The 17,930-nt window shown below is 66.5% G+C and carries 16 protein-coding genes; 4 read left to right on the forward strand and 12 right to left on the reverse strand.

What is annotated here, in order from left to right:
* Window positions 1-11: 11 nt before the first annotated feature.
* The 3 genes from ACFOLG_RS08675 to ACFOLG_RS08685 are packed head-to-tail and all read right to left on the reverse strand — an operon-like array spanning window position 12 to window position 3,522.
* On the reverse strand, window positions 12-1,604 hold the full coding sequence (locus ACFOLG_RS08675) for a GMC family oxidoreductase N-terminal domain-containing protein (protein ID WP_386090805.1): 1,593 nt from the start codon (window positions 1,602-1,604) through the stop codon (window positions 12-14).
* The gene (locus ACFOLG_RS08680; RefSeq protein ID WP_386090807.1) at window positions 1,601-2,098 is read right to left on the reverse strand and encodes a hypothetical protein; all 498 of its coding nucleotides are present in this window, start codon (window positions 2,096-2,098) and stop codon (window positions 1,601-1,603) included. Before ACFOLG_RS08680 ends, ACFOLG_RS08675 begins: the two co-directional genes overlap by 4 nt.
* Window positions 2,095-3,522 (reverse strand): coniferyl aldehyde dehydrogenase, encoded by a 1,428-nt coding sequence (locus tag ACFOLG_RS08685; RefSeq protein ID WP_386090809.1) that lies wholly within the window; start codon window positions 3,520-3,522, stop codon window positions 2,095-2,097. The genes ACFOLG_RS08680 and ACFOLG_RS08685 overlap by 4 nt, the downstream gene beginning before the upstream one ends.
* Before the next feature lie 83 nt (window positions 3,523-3,605).
* Between ACFOLG_RS08685 and ACFOLG_RS08690 the strand changes: the two genes are divergently transcribed.
* Both ACFOLG_RS08690 and ACFOLG_RS08695 read left to right on the forward strand, forming a co-directional pair.
* The gene (locus tag ACFOLG_RS08690; protein WP_386090811.1) at window positions 3,606-4,790 is read left to right on the forward strand and encodes a vWA domain-containing protein; all 1,185 of its coding nucleotides are present in this window, start codon (window positions 3,606-3,608) and stop codon (window positions 4,788-4,790) included.
* Between the two features lie 36 nt (window positions 4,791-4,826).
* Window positions 4,827-4,979, forward strand: coding sequence for a hypothetical protein (locus ACFOLG_RS08695; RefSeq protein ID WP_386090813.1), 153 nt, complete (start codon window positions 4,827-4,829; stop codon window positions 4,977-4,979).
* A gap of 247 nt (window positions 4,980-5,226) precedes the next feature.
* On the opposite strand, the gene ACFOLG_RS08700 is transcribed toward ACFOLG_RS08695, so the two are convergent.
* The 4 genes from ACFOLG_RS08700 to ACFOLG_RS08715 form a co-directional block, all read right to left on the reverse strand.
* On the reverse strand, window positions 5,227-5,550 hold the full coding sequence (locus ACFOLG_RS08700; RefSeq protein ID WP_386090815.1) for a hypothetical protein: 324 nt from the start codon (window positions 5,548-5,550) through the stop codon (window positions 5,227-5,229).
* Window positions 5,551-5,679: 129 nt separating this feature from the next.
* Window positions 5,680-7,005, reverse strand: coding sequence for a DEAD/DEAH box helicase (locus tag ACFOLG_RS08705; RefSeq protein WP_386090817.1), 1,326 nt, complete (start codon window positions 7,003-7,005; stop codon window positions 5,680-5,682).
* A 300-nt stretch (window positions 7,006-7,305) separates the two neighbouring features.
* A complete protein-coding gene (locus ACFOLG_RS08710) occupies window positions 7,306-8,082 on the reverse strand; it encodes a hydroxypyruvate isomerase family protein (protein ID WP_386090819.1) in 777 nt (258 codons plus the stop codon).
* Complete coding sequence (locus tag ACFOLG_RS08715; RefSeq protein ID WP_386090821.1) at window positions 8,076-9,050, reverse strand: NAD(P)-dependent oxidoreductase; 975 nt, start codon at window positions 9,048-9,050, stop codon at window positions 8,076-8,078. The genes ACFOLG_RS08710 and ACFOLG_RS08715 overlap by 7 nt, the downstream gene beginning before the upstream one ends.
* Before the next feature lie 207 nt (window positions 9,051-9,257).
* Between ACFOLG_RS08715 and ACFOLG_RS08720 the strand changes: the two genes are divergently transcribed.
* A complete protein-coding gene (locus ACFOLG_RS08720; protein WP_386090823.1) occupies window positions 9,258-10,115 on the forward strand; it encodes a hypothetical protein in 858 nt (285 codons plus the stop codon).
* Here ACFOLG_RS08720 and ACFOLG_RS08725 read toward each other — a convergent pair.
* Both ACFOLG_RS08725 and gcvA read right to left on the reverse strand, forming a co-directional pair.
* Window positions 10,099-10,893, reverse strand: a complete 795-nt coding sequence (locus tag ACFOLG_RS08725; RefSeq protein ID WP_386090825.1) for a response regulator — start codon at window positions 10,891-10,893, stop codon at window positions 10,099-10,101. The genes ACFOLG_RS08720 and ACFOLG_RS08725 overlap by 17 nt on opposite strands.
* A gap of 117 nt (window positions 10,894-11,010) precedes the next feature.
* Window positions 11,011-11,895, reverse strand: a complete 885-nt coding sequence (gene gcvA, locus ACFOLG_RS08730; protein WP_386090828.1) for a transcriptional regulator GcvA — start codon at window positions 11,893-11,895, stop codon at window positions 11,011-11,013.
* Between the two features lie 177 nt (window positions 11,896-12,072).
* Here gcvA and acnB point away from each other — a divergent pair, with 177 nt between their 5' ends.
* Entirely contained in the window at window positions 12,073-14,664 is a 2,592-nt protein-coding gene (acnB, locus tag ACFOLG_RS08735; RefSeq protein WP_386090830.1) for a bifunctional aconitate hydratase 2/2-methylisocitrate dehydratase, read from the forward strand.
* An 80-nt stretch (window positions 14,665-14,744) separates the two neighbouring features.
* On the opposite strand, the gene ACFOLG_RS08740 is transcribed toward acnB, so the two are convergent.
* Genes ACFOLG_RS08740 through thiL form a run of 3 tightly spaced genes read right to left on the reverse strand, consistent with a single transcriptional unit; the run spans window position 14,745 to window position 17,917 of the window.
* A complete protein-coding gene (locus ACFOLG_RS08740) occupies window positions 14,745-16,442 on the reverse strand; it encodes a diguanylate cyclase domain-containing protein (RefSeq protein ID WP_386090832.1) in 1,698 nt (565 codons plus the stop codon).
* Window positions 16,443-16,500: 58 nt separating this feature from the next.
* Window positions 16,501-16,989 (reverse strand): phosphatidylglycerophosphatase A family protein, encoded by a 489-nt coding sequence (locus ACFOLG_RS08745; RefSeq protein WP_386090834.1) that lies wholly within the window; start codon window positions 16,987-16,989, stop codon window positions 16,501-16,503.
* Window positions 16,973-17,917 (reverse strand): thiamine-phosphate kinase, encoded by a 945-nt coding sequence (gene thiL, locus ACFOLG_RS08750; RefSeq protein ID WP_386090836.1) that lies wholly within the window; start codon window positions 17,915-17,917, stop codon window positions 16,973-16,975. The genes ACFOLG_RS08745 and thiL overlap by 17 nt, the downstream gene beginning before the upstream one ends.
* Between the last annotated feature and the right edge of the window lie 13 nt (window positions 17,918-17,930).

The following is a 17,930-nucleotide window of genomic DNA, read 5'->3' on the forward strand; positions in this document are numbered from 1 at the left end:
GCCGCGCCGGCTCAGGCCAGGCGCCGCCGCAGCGCTTCCGCCGCGCGCAAGGCAAAGGCATACACCGACAGCTTCGGGTTGGCGCCGACGCTGGTGGGAAACAGCGAGCCGTCGATCACGGTCAGATTCGGCAGCTGCCAGTGGCGGCCGTAAGCGTCCACCACGCCGTGGCGCTCGTCGGCGGCCATCGCCGCGCCGCCCATCACGTGCGCGCTCACCACTCGCGTGCGCAGCGTCTGCATCGGCAGTGCGGCTATCATCTGCCGTGCCGCGTGCCAGCTGCGCGCCAGGCCGGCGTCCTCGTGCACCGGCAGCACCGCGCGGGCGCCGGCGGCAAACTGCAGCTCGGCCATGCTCAGCAGCGCCCGCCGCGCCGCCTGCCATTCCAGCTCGCCCAGCGGGTAGTCCAGCAGCGGCGAGCCGTCGGCGCGCAGCCGCACCTGGCCGCCGACGCTGCGCGGGTGGAAACCGTCGCGCAGCAGCGCCAGGGTGACATTGAGCTGCGGCATCCGCTGCATCAGCCGCTGGTGCACGGCGGCGTTGCCGGGCAAGGTGGCGGCCATGATCAGCGGGTGGATCGGCGGCACCTCCAGCTTGTAGCCCAGCGGCCCGTCGATGGCATCGACGTGCAGGAAGTGGTCGCTATACACCGACTGCGGCGCGCCGTAGTAGCCATCGATGCGCTCGGCGAACAGCGCGCCGGACAACAGCACCGGGTGCAGAAAGGTGCGCTTGCCCAGCTGGCGGTACGGGTCTGGCGCGCGGCTGCGCAGCAGGATGGCGGGCGTGCCGATGGCGCCGGCGGACAGCACCACCTGCCGCGCCGTCACCGTTACCCGCCGCCCGCTGGTGCGCACGCCATCGGCCTGCAGCGCCTCCGCCAGCACGCCGGCCACCCGCCCGCCGGCCAGCTGCAGCTGGCGCACCCGCAGCCGCGTCAGCAGCTGTGCACCGGCCGCCAGCGCCGCCGGAATGGTGGTGACCAGCATCGACTGCTTGGCATTGGTGGCGCAGCCGGTGCCGCAGTAGCCCAGGTTCCAGCAGCCGCGCACATTGCGCCGCATGCGGCCGTGGCTCAGCCCCAGCGCCGCGCAGCCGCGCGCCAGCACCGCATTGTTGGCATTGGGGTCGCTCTGCCACGGCGCGATGCCCAGCCGGGCTTCGGCGCGCTCGAACCACGGCGCCATCGTCGCCTCCTCCAGCCCGGCTAGGCCGTGTGCCTGGCGCCACCAGTCCAGCGTGGCGGGCGGGGTGCGAAAGCTGCTGGTCCAGTTCACCGTGCTGCTGCCGCCGACGCAGCGCCCCTGCAGGATGGTGATGCCCTTGTCGGCAGTCTGGCGGTTGGCGGATTCCTGATACAGCTGCGGGTAGGCCTGCGCTTCGTCGAGGCGGAAATCCTGCGAGCTATGCAGCGCGCCCTCTTCCAGCAGCACCACGCGCAGGCCGGCCTGCGCCAGCAGCTCGGCGGCCATGCCGCCGCCGGCGCCGCTGCCGACGATGGCCACGTCACACTCCAGCTGCAGGTCAGCCGTCAACTGGCTGGCGTCGCGCACCCGCCAGCCTGCGGCCAACCCTGCCTGCCACGGATCAGGCAAACGGCTCATAGCAATCCTTTCATCATCGCCGGCAGACGGTAGTCGATGCCCGGCCAGCTGGCGGCATCGCCATACCAGCCTGCGTACAGCAGGCTGTGCAGCGCCTGGTAGCCGCTGCGCGGCAGGCTGAAGCGGCTATGGCGCCAGCGCTGCAGAAAGGCGCGCACCTGCTCGTCACTGGCGTCTGGCCACGGCACGGCCACGCCGGCCAGCAGCCGGCGCGCCAACGGGTTGTGCAGCAGGTCGAACAGCTGGCGCAGCTCGGCCTGCAGCGCCAGTGGCAGGCCGGCGATGGCGGTCAGCACATTGTCGACCACCGGCAGCGGCGCACTGGCCGGCAGTGGCCCCAGCATGCCGCGCGCCAAGGCGGCGAGCAGCTGCCGGTCGGCAAGGTTGGCCGCAAAGCCCGGCGCTGCCGGCGGTACGGCCAGACGCCCGGCCAGTGTCAGCGCCAGGCCGCCCAGCAGGCCGGTGTGCAGCAGCTCTCGCCGCGTCAGCCTCATTTGATGCGCCCCAGCATCAGCCGCAGCAGGACTTGCACGCGCTGGCCGTATGGCGGCCGGATCAGCGCCGTGCCGGCCAGCCGCGATTGCCGGAACACCGGCAGCAGCTTGCTGAAGGTCAGGAAGCCCTCGTGGCCGTGGTAATGCCCCATGCCGGAGTGGCCGACGCCGCCAAACGGCAGTTGCTCCTGCACCACGTGCAGCAGGGTGTCGTTGATGCTGACGCCGCCGGCCACGGTGGCATCCAGCACGCGGTCGATGCGGGCGCGGTCGTCGTCGAACAGGTACAGTGCCAACGGCCGCGGCTGGTGCAGGATGTGCGCCAGCGCCTCGCCCAGCTGGCGATAGGTGACGATGGGCAGCAAGGGGCCGAAGATTTCCTCGCGCATCACCGCGCAGTCCGCCGGCGCCTGTTCGATCAGCGTCAGCGGCAGCTTGCAGGCGGCGGCCAGGCTGGCATCATCCTCGTCGCTCAGCACCTCCACCCGCGCGCCACGCTGGTGCGCCTCGTCGCGCCAGGCCAGCAGGCGCTGATGGTGCTGGCGATTGATGATGGCGGTGTAGTGCGGGTTGTCGGCCAGCCGCGGGTAGGCGCGGCGCGCGGCGCTACGCAGCGCGGCCAGCAGCGCATCCCGGTCATCGGCATGCACCAGTACGTAGTCTGGCGCCACGCAGGTCTGGCCGGCATTCAGCAGCTTGCCGGCGACGATGCTGCCCGCCGCCCGCGCCATGTCGAAGCCGGGCGCCAGCAGTAGCGGGCACTTGCCGCCCAGCTCCAGCGTTACCGGCGTGAGGTTGGCCGCAGCGGCCTGCATCACCATGCGGCCAACCCGGGTGGAGCCGGTGAACAGCAGGTGATCGAACGGCAGGCTGGCGAACGCCGCCGCCACGTCCAGCCCGCCGTTGACCACCCGCACCACCTCCGGCCCCAGGTAACGTTCGCACAACCGCGCCAGCAGCGCGCCGCTATGCGGCGACAGCTCCGACATTTTCAGCATGGCGCGGTTGCCCGCCGACAGCGCGCTGGTCAGCGGCCCCAGCGCCAGGAAGATCGGGTAGTTCCACGGCACGATGATGCCGGCCACGCCCAGCGGCTGCGGCTGCACCGCGGCACGCCCCGGCCAGAACCACAGCGACACGCCACGGCGCTGCGGCCGCATCCAGCCTTTCAGCCGGCGCCGGGCCAGGCGGATGCCCTCCAGCGCCGGAAACAGCTCGGCCAGCCGCGTCTCCACCGCGCTGCGGCAGCCAAAATCGGCATTCAGCGCCGCGATCCACTCGGCCTGGTGCTCGGTGACGATGCGCTGCAGGCCGTCCAGCCAGCGCTGGCGCGTGGCATAATCCGGCCGCGCGCGGACCGCCTGTTGTTGCAGCTCGGCAAGGCTTGCGCGCAGACTGTCGGCGATGGGGCTGCCTGCTTTCATGTGCTATGCTCCGGCGTTATCAAACACTCGTTTAGAGCTGAAACTCTAGGCTGGTTTTCTGCGTTTGTCACCGGTTTTCTATCATGCTGCTCGATTTCTTCCTCGCCCTGCGCGATGCCGGCCTGCCGGTGTCGCTGAAAGAACACCTCACCCTGCTGCAGGCGCTGCGCCAGCAGCTGGCCTTCGGCAGCGTGGACGCCTTCTACCAGCTGGCGCGCACGGTGCTGATCAAGGACGAGAAATACTTCGACCGCTTCGACCAGGTGTTCGCCCACTACGCGCACGGCATCGAGCTGGCACTGGCCGATCTCAAGACCGACATCCCAGAAGACTGGCTGCGCAAACAGGTGGAGAAATACCTGAACGAGGAGGAGAAGCGCCAGATCGAGGCCATGGGCTGGGACAAGCTGATGGACACCCTGCGCCAGCGGCTGGCAGAACAGCAGGAGCGCCACCAGGGCGGCAACAAGTGGATAGGCACCGGCGGCACCAGCCCGTTCGGCGCCTACGGCTACAACCCGGAGGGCGTGCGCATCGGCCAGCAGGAATCACGCCACCGCCGCGCGGTGAAGGTGTGGGATCAACGCGAGTTCCGCAATTTCGACGACTCGGTAGAGCTGGGCACCCGCAATATCAAGGTGGCGCTGCGCCGGCTGCGCGAATTCGCCCGCGCCGGCGCCGCCGAGACGCTGGACCTGCCGGCCACCATTGCCGCCACGGCGAAGAACGGCGGTCTGCTGGACGTGCAGCTGACGCCGGAGCTGCACAACACGGTGAAGGTGCTGGTGCTGTTCGACGTGGGCGGCTCGATGGACGACCACATCCGCGTGTGCGAGGAACTGTTCTCGGCCGCCAAGGCCGAGTTCAAGCACCTGGAGTACTACTACTTCCACAACTGCGTGTACGAGAAACTGTGGCAGGACAACGGCCGCCGCTTCAGCGAGCAGACAGCCACCTGGGACGTGATCCACACCTTCGGCCATGACTACAAGCTGATCTTTGTCGGCGATGCCAGCATGAGCCCCTACGAGATCGTGCTCAAGGGCGGCAGCGTGGAGCACATGAATGCGGAGCCGGGCGAAACCTGGCTGCGGCGTTTGCTAGAACAGTTCCGCCACGCGGTGTGGCTCAACCCGCTGCCGCAGGAACACTGGCAGTACACCCAGTCGGTAGGCATGATCGGCGAACTGATGGGCGAGCGTATGTTCCCGCTCACCGTGGCCGGGCTCAGCGACGCCATGCGCGCGCTCAAGCGCGGCGCGGCCTGACCCATCAATGCCAAAAACATAATCTGGCGTCCCGCTATGCCAGGAAACCCGCATGAAACCCAGCCGCAACCACGCTTTCACTACCCATTACTACCGGATGCGCTGTTTCGCCTGCTGCGCCTGCTGCTGGCAGCCGTACTGACCGGCCAGCTGCTGCGCCATAGCGGCCTGAGCACAGACGGCCAGTAGCCGGGGTTTGCGCTGCTGACCCGGTATCTGCTGGCCTTCTGGCAACTGGCCACCCTGCTGGCGCGGCTGGATGGCTGCTATCTGCGCCGGGCGCGCACGCGCCACCCCCGGGCAATCGACAGCCACGGCCGTTAAGAACACGGCCGCACGGCGCCATCGCGCAACACGGACAGCCGTAGCAGCCGCCGCCACTGCCCCCGACCGCATCATCAAGGTTGGCCGCAACCACCAGCCGGCGGATCGCGCCTTATTCCCCTTGCGCCTTCTCGATGCGGCGCGCGAACACCTTCATTTCCTTGGCCGCCTGGATGTCGCCCTTGGCCTCGGCAATGGCGATACCCTCGTGGTAGGCAGCCAGTGCCGCCGCCGCGTCGCCGGCATTCAGCAGCGCCTTGCCCAGAAGCTTCCAGGCGGCGGAAAAATCGTGCTGTTTCGTTACCGCCTGGCGCGCGTAGTTGGCCGCCTGCGGCCAGTCCTGCAGGTGCGCGTACTCGTTGGCGATGCCGAAGCGCAGCATGGCGCCGTCGCGCGGGCCGTCCAGCAGTTTCAATAGATTGTCCAGCATGCTCATGGCGACTCCTATCGATAGTGCCTGCAGCATGCGCCCGCCATCCGCAGCAGGCAACCCTGCGGCCAACGTGGTGGCTGGCGGCAGGCAATAAAAAACCCCGCCGGGGCGGGGTTTTTTATTGTTTAGCGCTTACTCGGCGCGCGGTGCGCGACGCTCGCCACCGTGGCCGCCCTGACGCGGGCCGCTGCTGCCACGACGGTCGCCGTAGCCACCGCTCTTGCCAGCGTAGCCACCGCCCGGCTTGCGATCGCCGTAGCCACCGCGACGCTGACCGTCACGGGCACCGGCGCCATTCGGACGACGGCCTTTCGGCGGACGACGGGTCGGCTCCATGCCCTGGATCACAGCCTCGGCCAGCTGGCGCTTCAGGTATTGCTCGATACGGCGTACGCGGTGGAATTCGCGCGATTCGGCGATGGTGATCGCCACGCCGCTACGGCCGGCACGGCCGGTACGGCCGATACGGTGCACGTAGTCTTCCGCCTGTTTCGGCAGGTCGTAGTTCACCACCAAGCCGATGCCCGGGACGTCGATACCGCGGGCGGCCACGTCGGTCGCCACCAGGATCTTGATGCGGCCACGACGCAGGTCGTTCAGGGTGCGGTTACGCCAGCTTTGCGGCATGTCGCCATGCAGGCAGGCAGCGGAGTAACCCATGTCGCACAGCTTGTCGGCGATTTCTTCGGAACCGATCTTGGTGGCGGTGAATACCACGGCCTGGTCGAAGTTGGATTCTTTCAGGATCGCGTCCAGCAGACGGTTCTTGTGGTTGTTGTCATCGGCGTACAGCAGATGCTCTTCGATGTTGCCGCTTTCTTCCTTGCGCTCGATCTCGATACGCTGCGGTTCGCGGGTCATGCGCTCGGCCATCTTGCCGACGATACCGTCCAGGGTAGCGGAGAACAGCAGGGTCTGGCGCTCGGCCGGGGTGGCGGCAACGATGGTTTCGATGTCTTCGATGAAGCCCATGTCCAGCATGCGGTCGGCTTCGTCCAGCACCAGCATTTCCAGGCGGGAGAAGTCGATGCGGCCGGAGCGCATGTGGTCCATCAGGCGGCCCGGGGTGGCCACGATGATGTCCACCGGGCGCGACAGCGCGCGGGTCTGGAAGCCGAAGGAAGCGCCGCCTACCAGGGTAACGGTGCGCAGGAAACGCATGCCTTCACCGTAAACCAGGGCGTTCTTTTCCACCTGCTGCGCCAGTTCGCGGGTCGGGGTCAGCACCAGTACACGCGGGCCGTTGCCGGAACCCTTGGAGCGCTCGCTGACACGGGTCAGTGCCGGCAGCAGGAAGGCAGCGGTCTTGCCGCTACCGGTTTGTGCGGAAACCAGCAGGTCGCGGCCGGCAATGGCGGCCGGAATGGCTTCGGCCTGCACCGGGGTCGGGGTGTCGTAACCGGCGGTTTCCAAGGCCTTGGCAACAATGGTCGGCAGTCCGAGATCGGAGAAATGCATGTCTATCCTTTCAGTCCAGCCGGATAGGCTGGGTGTAAGCCCGCTTGAGGGGTAACAGGTCATCGAACCAACCTGACAAGCGGCAAACAGCGGTCCTGAAAAGAGGACATGGCGGCAACAGGCCAAAAGGCGTCAGAGGCGATGAAATATCAGAGGCCGACGGTGCGGGTGGATCCGCCGGCTAATTTCGAAGAGGGCGCACTATAACGAAAATATTTCCCTATTGCAAGAAATTTCCATGACAAGCTGCGACAAGCTACTGATTTTTCAGCATCGGGCAGAATTGTATGCAAAAAATCGTCAAGTAAGCGGCGGCAGCCACTGCAACGTGTCCTGCGTACGCGCGGTGGGGCGATATTCTGCGGCGCACCAGCCGGTGTAGCCCAGTTCGGTCAGCAAGGCAAAGTATTGTGCCAGCGGCAGCGCGCCGCTACCCGGTTCGCCCCTGCCCGGCGCATCGGCAAACTGGATGTGCGCGATGGCCGGCAGATGGCGGCGCAGCAATTGCGGAATATCCTGCTGCATGCGCGCCATGTGATACAGGTCGATTTGCATGCCAACGTCACAACTATTGTCATCCGCCAGCAATGCCGCCAATTCATCGGCAGTACGCAGCAGGAAGCCCGGCATGTCCAGGTCGTTGATCGGCTCGCACAGCACGCGAATGCCGTGCGGGCGGAAGTAGTCCGCCGCCCGCGCCAGGTTGGCCGCCAGTGTCGCCAGCGCCTGCCTGCGGCCAACCCCTGCCGCCAGGCGCCCCGGCAACACGTTGACCATCCCTACCCCCAGCGCTTGCGCGTACGCCAGCGCCAACGGCAGCGCGGCGGCAAACTCGGCCACCCGCTGCGGATGGCCCGCCAGCCCTGCCCCGCCCTGCATCAGGTCGCCAGCCGGCACATTGATCAGGATGACCGGCGTCCCGGCGGCGCGCGCCGCTGCCGCCAGTGCGTCCGCCGGGTAATCGTAGGGAAACTGGATCTCCACCGCGGCAAAGCCGGCTGCCGCGGCGGCAGCAAAGCGCTGCGGCACCGGCTGCTCGGTAAACAGCAGGCTAAGGTTGGCCGCAAACTTCAGCATGGCCCGGCTCCGGCATACAGTTCGATAATGCTGGCCAGGTCGCGCTGCGCATTGCCGTCCAGCGCCGCGTGCTGCAGCAGCTGCTGCTGCGCCAGCGTTGCCAGCGGTAGCGCACTGTCGCACTGCTGCCCCAGCGCCAGCGCATTGCCCAGATCCTTCAATAGCGTAGCCACCTTCCACTGCAGCGGTTCGAACTGCCGCGCCGCCATGCGTGGCGCCAGAATCTGCAGCGGCAGGGAATCGGCAAAGCCGCCAGCCAGCGCTGGCGCCAGTTTGGCGGCATCCACGCCGGACAGCTCGGCCAAGCGCACGGTTTCGGCGATCAGCATGGCGTTGCTGGCCACGATCAGCTGATTGCACACCTTGGTCACCTGCCCGGCACCCACCGGCCCCATGCGGGTGACGCGCTGCCCCAGGTGTGTCAGCAGCGGGCGCAGCGTGTCGATGTCCGCCTCCTCGCCACCGGCCATGATCACCAGTTGGCCGCTTTCCGCGCCGCGCACGCCGCCGGAAACCGGCGCATCCACCCAGCGCATGCCACACTGCACCAGCAGGCTGGCGGCCATGTCGCGCGTCGCCGCCGGCGCGATGCTGGAGAAATCCACCAGCAGCTGGCCGGCCTGCGCATGCTCGGCGATGCCGCCGGGGGCGAACAGCAGCTGCCGCACCGCGTCGGTGTCCGACACGCACAGCATCACCACCTGACACTGCTGCACCAGTTCGGCCACGCTTGGCGCCAGTAGTGCACCCTGCCGGCACAGCTCGTCCGCCTTGCCCGGGCTGCGGTTCCACACCATCAGCGGCAGCCCCGCCTGCAGCAGGCGCCGGCACATGGGCACGCCCATCAGCCCCAGACCAATGAATCCGATACGCACATTTCCTCCGCTGCGGCCAACCCTGCCGCCGTGTCGACGAAACGCGATGATGCCCGCGCCAAATGACGCATTGCAAAAAAAGCGGGCCGGCACATGGCCAGCCCGTCAAGGTATTGCAACAAGGGAAGGACTGATGGCGGCACGGTGGCGCCGCCGATCACTCCGCGCAGAGATAGCAGAATCTCGACGCGCCAGCAGATTACCCATAATGCAATGACATTTCAATTACATGCCAATACGAGCCCGCCGCCGCTTTGCGCTACAATCGCGCCCTTTTGAACGGCGCAGGACAGCAGTCGTATGGATTTTCACAGCTCCCGTTATCAGGCCAGCCGCCCCTGGGCCAAGCGCATCGCCCAGGTTTTCCAGCAGGCCACCAGCGTGTCGCAGGCATGCAGCGAGGCCGCCAGCATCGTGCAGCGCGAGCTGGAACAGGCCGCCAGCCGGCATCCGCTAAACGACACCCAGCGCGAAACCGAGTTCGTGCTGGCCGAAGCCTATGGCCAGTTCGTGCGTGACGGCCGCCGCATTTACGCGCTGGCGCCGACACTGCAGGCTGCGCTGGCGCACACCCGCGCCCCGGCCGCCCTGCCAGCGCAACCGGCGCTGCCCGATGGCAGCTTCATGCTGCAACTGGCGCACTGCGGCCAACATGGTGCCGCGGTAGTCAGCCACGACGCCGCCGCCAAGCGGCTGGACATGCTGCTGCTGTTGCCGGACTTTGCGCCGGCGGACGCGCCGTGGTTTGCCCGCATGGAAGCGGCACTGACGCTGGGGGTGAATTACCCGGAGTCGGTGCAGGTACCGGACACTGCGGCGCTGGCAAACTGGCGGCCGTGGCTGCAGACCGCGTTTGGCAGCCTGGCGCTACTGACCCAGCCGCGACTGCAGCTGGACAGCAGCTGGCTGCAGCCCTTGCCTGCCGCCACCAGCGCACTGCTGGCGGCGGGCGGCCCGAAGGAACGGCAAAAGCTGCGGGCGGAACAACTGAAAAACGGCAACCAGGAAGTGCTACTGGCCAGCATGCCGGGCCTGCCGGCAAGTTGGCCGCAAGCGGTGCGCGCCGGCTACTGGCGCAGCCAGGCCGGCAAGAGTGCAACGGCGGAAAAACTGGTGTGGGTGGCGCCGCGCGCCGAGGCGACTACAGAAACTGCGTAACCAGCTGGCGCAGGGTGTCGATCTCGAACGGCTTGTCGCAGATGGCCGACACCCCCGCCTCCTCCACTGCCGCCAGCCGCGCGAAATCCTGCTCGCCGGAGATCATCAGCACCGGACAGGACATGTTCACCGGGTGGCTGCGGATGTACTCGATCAGCGCCTTGCCATCCATTTCCGGCATGTTGTAGTCGGTGAGAATCAAGTCGAAACGCTGCACGTCCAGCAGCGGCACCGCCTCGGCGCCGTTGCCAGCCTCGCTGATGTGCTCGAAGCCCATGCGCTCCAGCACCGAGCGCAGGTAATGGCGCGAGGTTACGCTATCGTCCACCAGCAGTACCTGGCGCGCGTCCAGATCGTAACCTTCCAGGCTGGCACGCAGATCGGCCGCGTTCAGGTAGTCCAGCGCCGAACACAGCGCGCGATCCAGCTGCGTCAGGCTGAACGGCTTGGGCAGGATGGCCATGGCGCCGGCCTGGCGGATGGCGTCCAGCTGCTGCGGCCGCGTTTCGCTGGAGATCAGCACGAAGGGCATCTCGCGCAGGTCTTCGTCTCCGCGCATCGCCACCACCAGATCGGCGCCGGTCATGTCCGGCAGGTACATGGCGCTCACCACGATATCCGGGCGCGGCACCGCGCGCATGCCGGCCAGCGCCGCGGCGCCATCGGTGCACAGCATCACCCTTTCGATACCCAGCTGTTGCAGATAGCCCTGGATGATGGTGCCCTGCGGGCGCGATGGCTCGACCAGGCAAACGGTCAGATGGTGCAGATCAAACATGGTGTCCCTGTCCTGTAGCTAGCTGCCCGCCAGCATACCGATAAAGCCGCGGCCAACCACTGACAATGCCACATAAACGCGCATTTATTAAAAAGCCAATGCTTAACAGTGCGGCTTTTACACCACCGCCGCCTGCTGCTCCAGCCACTGGCAGAAGGCGTGGATCGCGCCATCGTCCAGCGCCGCACGCGGCGCGATCCAGCAGTAGTCGCGCACCGGCACCAGCGGTGCGGCCAACGGTGCCAGCAGCTTGCCGCTATCCAGCGCCTGCTGTGCCATCGGCAGCGGCCCCAGCACCACTCCCAAGCCATCGATCGCCGCCTGCAACGCCAGCGAGAAGCGGTCGAAATGCAGGCTGCTGGCCGCCTTCAGGTCCGGCACCCCGGCCAGCGTGAACCAGCGCTGCCAGGCGGTCGGGCGGGTATCGGCGTACAACAGGGTGTGTCGCGCCAGATCGGCCGCCGTCTGCAGCGGCTTGGCTGCCAACAGCGCCGGGCTGCACAGCGGCAGCTCCCACTCCTTCATGAACGGCTTGGCGATATGCCCCGGCCAGTCGCCCGGACCGCGACGAATGGCGATGTCGAACGGCGACTCCAGCCGGCTGATGTCGCGATCGGAAGTCACCAGATGCAGGTCGATGTCCGGATACTGCGCCCGGAAGCCGGCCAGCCGCGGCAGCAGCCAGAACATGGCCAGCGTGGGCGTGGAGTTGATCGACAGCCGGCGCTGGCGGTCCGGCTGCAGCAGCTGCGAGGTGGCGTTGGCGATCAGGTCCAGCCCGTCCTGGATCTGCACCAGGTAGCGCCAGCCGGTCTCGGTCAGCTTGACGCGACCACTGGCGCGCTCGAACAGCGGCACATCCAGCCATTCCTCCAGCTGCTTGATCTGCTTGCTCACAGCACCGTGGGTAACGTGCAGCTCGTTGGCCGCGGCAGAAAAGCTTTCCAGCCTTGCTGCCGCCTCGAAAATGCGTAATGCGTTGAGAGGGGGATAAGTGCTCATGATGTGATTTTAACTCACAGCCAGTGTTTCGATTACTCGTTTGTGCTCACCGGTGCTTGCGCGTAATCTTCCTGTAGTCACCACCGGGTAGAACCATCGCGTCCCCGGGTGCCTGTCGCAGACACCCCGCTGTCGACAGACTTGTTGCAAACAACCCAAGCACAAAGGTCCCGAGCCATGCTACAAGCTTACCGCCAACACGTTGCAGAGCGCGCCGCACTGGGCATTCCGCCGCTGCCGCTGAACGCCAAACAGGTTGAAGAACTGGTTGAACTCCTGAAGAACCCGCCGGCCGGCGAAGAGGAGACCCTGGTTGAGCTGATCACCCACCGTGTTCCGCCGGGCGTGGACGATGCCGCCAAGGTAAAAGCCTCCTTCCTGGCCGCCGTGGCCGAGGGCAGCGTGAAGTCGCCACTGGTTTCGCGCGCCAAGGCCACCGAACTGCTGGGTACCATGCTGGGTGGCTACAACGTCAAGCCGCTGATCGACCTGCTGGCCGATGCCGAAGTCGGCGCCGTGGCCGCCGAAGGCCTGAAGAAAACCCTGCTGGTATTCGACTTCTTCCACGACGTGCAAGTGCTGGCCGAAGGCGGCAACGCCAACGCCAAGGCCGTGCTGCAAAGCTGGGCCGACGCCGAATGGTTCACCAGCCGCCCGGAAGTGGCACAGAAAATCACCGTTACCGTATTCAAGGTACCGGGCGAAACCAACACCGACGACCTGTCGCCGGCACCGGACGCCTGGAGCCGCCCGGACATCCCGCTGCACTACCTGGCGATGCTGAAAAACACCCGCCCGGACGCAGCGTTCAAGCCGGAAGAAGATGGCAAGCGCGGCCCGATGCAGTTCATCGAAGAGCTGAAGCAAAAAGGTAACCTGGTGGCCTACGTCGGCGACGTGGTCGGCACCGGCTCCTCGCGCAAATCCGCCACCAACTCGGTGGTGTGGGCTACCGGCCAGGACATTCCGTTCGTACCGAACAAGCGCTTCGGTGGCGTGACCCTGGGCGGCAAGATCGCGCCGATCTTCTTCAACACCCAGGAAGACTCCGGCTCGCTGCCGATCGAGGTTGACGTTTCCAAGCTGGAAATGGGCGACGTGATCGACGTGTACCCGTACGACGGCAAGATCGAGAAAAACGGCCAGCTGGTCGAGAAATTCAGCCTGAAATCCGACGTGCTGCTGGACGAAGTGCGCGCCGGCGGCCGCATCAACCTGATCATCGGCCGCGGCCTAACCGCCAAGGCACGCGAAGCGCTGGGTCTGCCGGCTTCCACCGAATTCCGCCTGCCGAAAGATCCGGCCGACAGCGGCAAGGGCTTCTCGCTGGCCCAGAAAATGGTTGGCCGCGCCTGTGGTCTGCCGGAAGGCCAGGGCGTGCGTCCTGGCACCTACTGTGAACCGCGCATGACCACCGTCGGCTCGCAGGACACCACCGGCCCGATGACCCGCGACGAGCTGAAAGACCTGGCGTGTCTGGGCTTCTCCGCCGACCTGGTAATGCAGTCGTTCTGCCACACCGCCGCCTACCCGAAACCGGTAGACGTGAAGATGCACAAGGAACTGCCGGCCTTTATCAGCAACCGTGGTGGCGTGGCACTGCGCCCGGGCGACGGCGTGATCCACAGCTGGCTGAACCGCCTGCTGCTGCCGGATACCGTGGGCACCGGTGGCGACTCGCACACCCGCTTCCCGATCGGCATCTCCTTCCCGGCCGGCTCCGGTCTGGTAGCGTTTGCCGCCGCCACCGGCGTTATGCCGCTGGACATGCCGGAATCGGTGCTGGTGCGCTTCAAGGGCGAACTGCAGCCGGGCGTCACCCTGCGCGACCTGGTGAACGCCATCCCGCTGTACGCCATCAAGCAAGGCCTGCTGACCGTGGCCAAGGCCGGCAAGAAGAACATCTTCTCCGGTCGCGTACTGGAAATCGAAGGCCTGCCGGATCTGAAGGTCGAGCAGGCGTTCGAACTGTCCGACGCTTCCGCCGAACGTTCCGCCGCCGGTTGCACCGTGCACCTGAACAAGGAACCGATCGTCGAATACATGCGCTCCAACATCACCCTGATGAAGACCATGATCGCCGACGGCTACGCCGATGCCCGCACCCTGGAGCGCCGCATCAAGAAGATGGAAGAGTGGATCGCCAATGGCGAGCTGCTGAAGGGTGATGCCGATGCCGACTACGCCGCCGTGATCGACATCGATCTGGCCGACGTGAAAGAGCCGATCGTGGCCTGCCCAAACGACCCGGACGATGTGAAGTTCATGTCCGAAGTCGCCGGCACCCCGATCGACGAAGTGTTCATCGGCTCCTGCATGACCAACATTGGTCACTTCCGTGCCGCGTCCAAGCTGCTGGAAGGCAAACGCGACCTGCCGGTAAAACTGTGGCTGGCCCCGCCGACCAAGATGGACGCCCAGCAGCTGACCGACGAAGGCCACTACGGCGTGTTCGGCATGGCCGGTGCGCGCACCGAAATGCCGGGCTGCTCGCTGTGCATGGGTAACCAGGCGCAGGTACGTGAAGGCGCCACCGTGATGTCCACCTCGACCCGTAACTTCCCGAACCGTCTGGGCAAGAACACCAACGTGTTCCTGGGCTCCGCCGAACTGGCCGCCATCTGCTCCAAGCTGGGCAAGATTCCGACCGTGGAAGAGTACAAGGCCAACATCGGCATCATCAACGAGAAAGGCGCCGAGGTTTACAAGTACCTGAACTTCGACCAGATCAAGGACTACCAGGACATCGCCGACACCGTGAAGGTGTAAGCGCCCCTGAGCGCAACGACAAACGCCGCAGAGATCTGCGGCGTTTTTTTATGCCTTGCGGCCAACGTGGGCACTACATCTTAACCGCGCCGCGCCGCCGGTCTTTTCTCCTGGTACATGCGGTCATCGGCAAAGCGCAGCAAGGCCCCGGCGTCGCCGCCATCCTGCGGGTAGCTGGCCATGCCAATGCTGGCGGACACCCGATAGTGGTGGCGACCATCGCGCACCGGGCGCTCGATCTGCGCCAATACTTCCTGCTGCAGGCGCAGCAGGTTGCGCCCCGGCGCCAGGCCGGGCAACAGCAGCACGAATTCGTCGCCACCGACCCTGGCCACGGTGTCGGAACTGCGCAGCATGCGCTGCAGGCGGTCGGCAATCGCCATCAACACCTTGTCGCCGGCATCGTGGCCGTGATGATCGTTGACCTGCTTGAAGTGATCCAGATCGATGAACAGCAGGCTGAACGACTGCTGCAGGCGTTCGCAGCGCCGGATTTCCTGCGTCAGGCGGTCGAACAGCAGCACGCGGTTGACGCAGCCAGTCAGGCCGTCATGCGAGGCCTGGTACAGGATCAGCTGCTGCGACTCCTTGGCCTCGGTCACGTCCATCAGCACGCCGAACAACAGGGGCCCGTCATCCCGTTCCACCAGCTGCGCGCGCAGCGACAACCAGCTGACGCGATCCTCCTGCTGCCGCAGCCGCACCTCCTGCTGCAATTCGCCGCTGTCGTACAGGCAGCTGGCAAACGCCTTGCGCCAGCGCTGGCGGTCCTCCACCACCATGCGCCGCTCCACCTCGCTCAGCGGCAGATGCTGCCGCGGCAGCTCCAGCAGCGCACAGGCCTCGGCAGACAGCGTCACCCAGCCGCTACGCGGCGAATAGCTCCAGTGTCCCAGCCGCGCCACCTGCCCCGCCAGCCGCAGCCAGTCCAGTTGCTCTTCCAGAATGCGATAAGACAGCGACAGCTCGTCTGCGGCCAACTTGCGCTCCAGCACCGCCCCGGTCCAGCGCGCCAGATGGCGCACAAACTGCGCGTCCGCCTCGGTAAACGGCGCATGCTGCGGCACCGCACAGAATGCCAGCGTGCCGTAGCACTGCCCGTCCACCTCCAGCGGCACACCGATATAGCTGCGGATGCCGGTCTGCCGATAACAGCCGCTGTGCGCCAGCGTGCTCTCCAGCACGTCGTGCAGCGCGAGCAGACCTTCATTGCGCAAGGTCTGCTCGCAGTAGGCCAGCTCCAGCGGCAGGGTCGCACCGTGGCTGAACAACTGCGGCGCGCTATGCGCAATCACTTCCAGTTGCGCGCCATCGCGGCGCAGCACCAGCCCCATCTGCATGCCCAGGGCTTCCGCCGCCTGCGCCAGCGCCTGATCCAGCCGCCGCACACGGTTTTTTTCCGACAGGCTGGCCAGCGCCGACAGCACCGCCAGATACTGTTCACGCTGACGCCGCTCGCGCTCCTGCTGCAGCACCGGCGTCAGATCCAGCACCCGGCACAATTGCAGGCCCGCCACGGCCGGCTGCAATTGCACGCCCAGCGTCAGCTCGCCCAGCTGCAGTTGCAGCAGTTCGAGCGAGCCACAGCAGTCGCGCAACAGCGCGTCATGCGCCAACGCCGGCAACGGCTGCCCCGTCGGCAGTGCATCGCCCAAAAGCAAACTGGCCGGCGGGTTGCGATGGCGAATCACGCCATGCGCATCCAGCACCAGCCAGCATTGTTCCGTCTGCCCCAGGCTTGCGATCAAGCCATCGTCCACATGAAACTGCATAGCCATTGCCGCTCGAATTTTTGCCACATGCTACGCAGACAAAAGCGGCCTAACAATGCCTATTTCATAACTGGGCCAGCAATTTCAATACCACTGTGGCAAAGATGCCCGCCACAAGATCGTCCAGCATCACCCCGAAACCGCCATGCACATGCGCATCCAGCCAGCGGATGGGCCACGGCTTGATGATGTCGAAACAGCGAAAGGCAATGAAGGCGGCCAACCATGCCAGCGGCGTGGCCGGCACAAACGCCAGCACCAGCAGCATGGCGACGATTTCATCCCACACGATGTGGCCGCTGTCCGCCACGCCCAGCGCGCGGCCGGTCACATCGCACAGGTACACGCCAAGGACAAACAGCGGCAGCGCCAGTAGCGCCAGCCAGAGGCCGCCCAGCCCCAGCTGTAGCAACCCCCAGGCCAGCGGCAATGCTGCCAGCGTACCCCAGGTGCCCGGCGCCGGCGTGAGCAACCCGCTGCCAAAACCCAGTGCCAGGAAATGCGCCGGGCGAGCCAGCAGAAAACGCCAGTCCGGCTTAGGCAAAGTGGTCATAGCCCAGCCTTTCCAGTTGCACCTCGCTGCCGTCGCCGGCCAGCAGGCGCAGCCCGGGCACCGTGCTGATGCGGCCAACCTTGCTGACCGCCACGCCGGCGACCGCAGCGGCGGCCAGCACGGCCGCGGCGCGCTCCGGTGGCGCGGTAAAACACAGCTCGTAGTCGTCACCGCCGGCGGCGATGCACGGCAGCAGCTGCGCACGCAGCGGCTGCAGCGCCGGATGGGTGGGCAAGGCGTCCAGCCAGATTTCGGCGCCGCAATGCGAGCGCTGCAGGATGTGCGACAGGTCGGCGGCAAAGCCGTCGGACACATCCAGCGCGGCATGGGCGATGCCCAGCAATTGCTGCCCCAGCGCCACGCGCGGCTGCGGCCGCTCCAGCTGCCGCAAGCAGTCCGCCGGCAGCGCGATGCCCGGCAACTGGCCCAGCCGGCTGCGCAGCGCGGCGGCAGCCAGCCCCAGCTGGCCGGACACCCAGATGTCGTCGCCGGAGCGCGCACTATCGCGGCGCAGCGCCTGGCCCTGCGGCGTCTCGCCCATGATGGTCACCGACAGCGTCAGCGGGCCGCGGGTGGTATCGCCGCCCACCACGCCGACGCCGTGCGCGGCGGCCAGGCCGAAGAAACCGCGCGCGAACGCCGCCACCCAGGCCTCATCCAGTTGCGGCAAGGCTAGCGTCAGCAAGGCCCAGCGCGGCGTGGCGCCCATGGCGGCCATGTCGGACAGGTTCACCGCCAGCGCTTTGTGGCCCAGTGCCTCCGGCTCGACATCGGCAAAGAAATGGCGGCCGGACACCAGCATGTCGGCGGAAACGTGCAGATCATGGCCGGCAGTCGGCCGCAGGATGGCCGCATCGTCGCCCACCCCCAGCACCGCCGCCGGCGTGCTGTGCGTGAAGTAGCGGCGGATCAGATCGAACTCGTTCATCGATACCTCGGGT

Source organism: Vogesella facilis, assembly GCF_042648525.1.
Classification (GTDB): domain Bacteria; phylum Pseudomonadota; class Gammaproteobacteria; order Burkholderiales; family Chromobacteriaceae; genus Vogesella; species Vogesella facilis.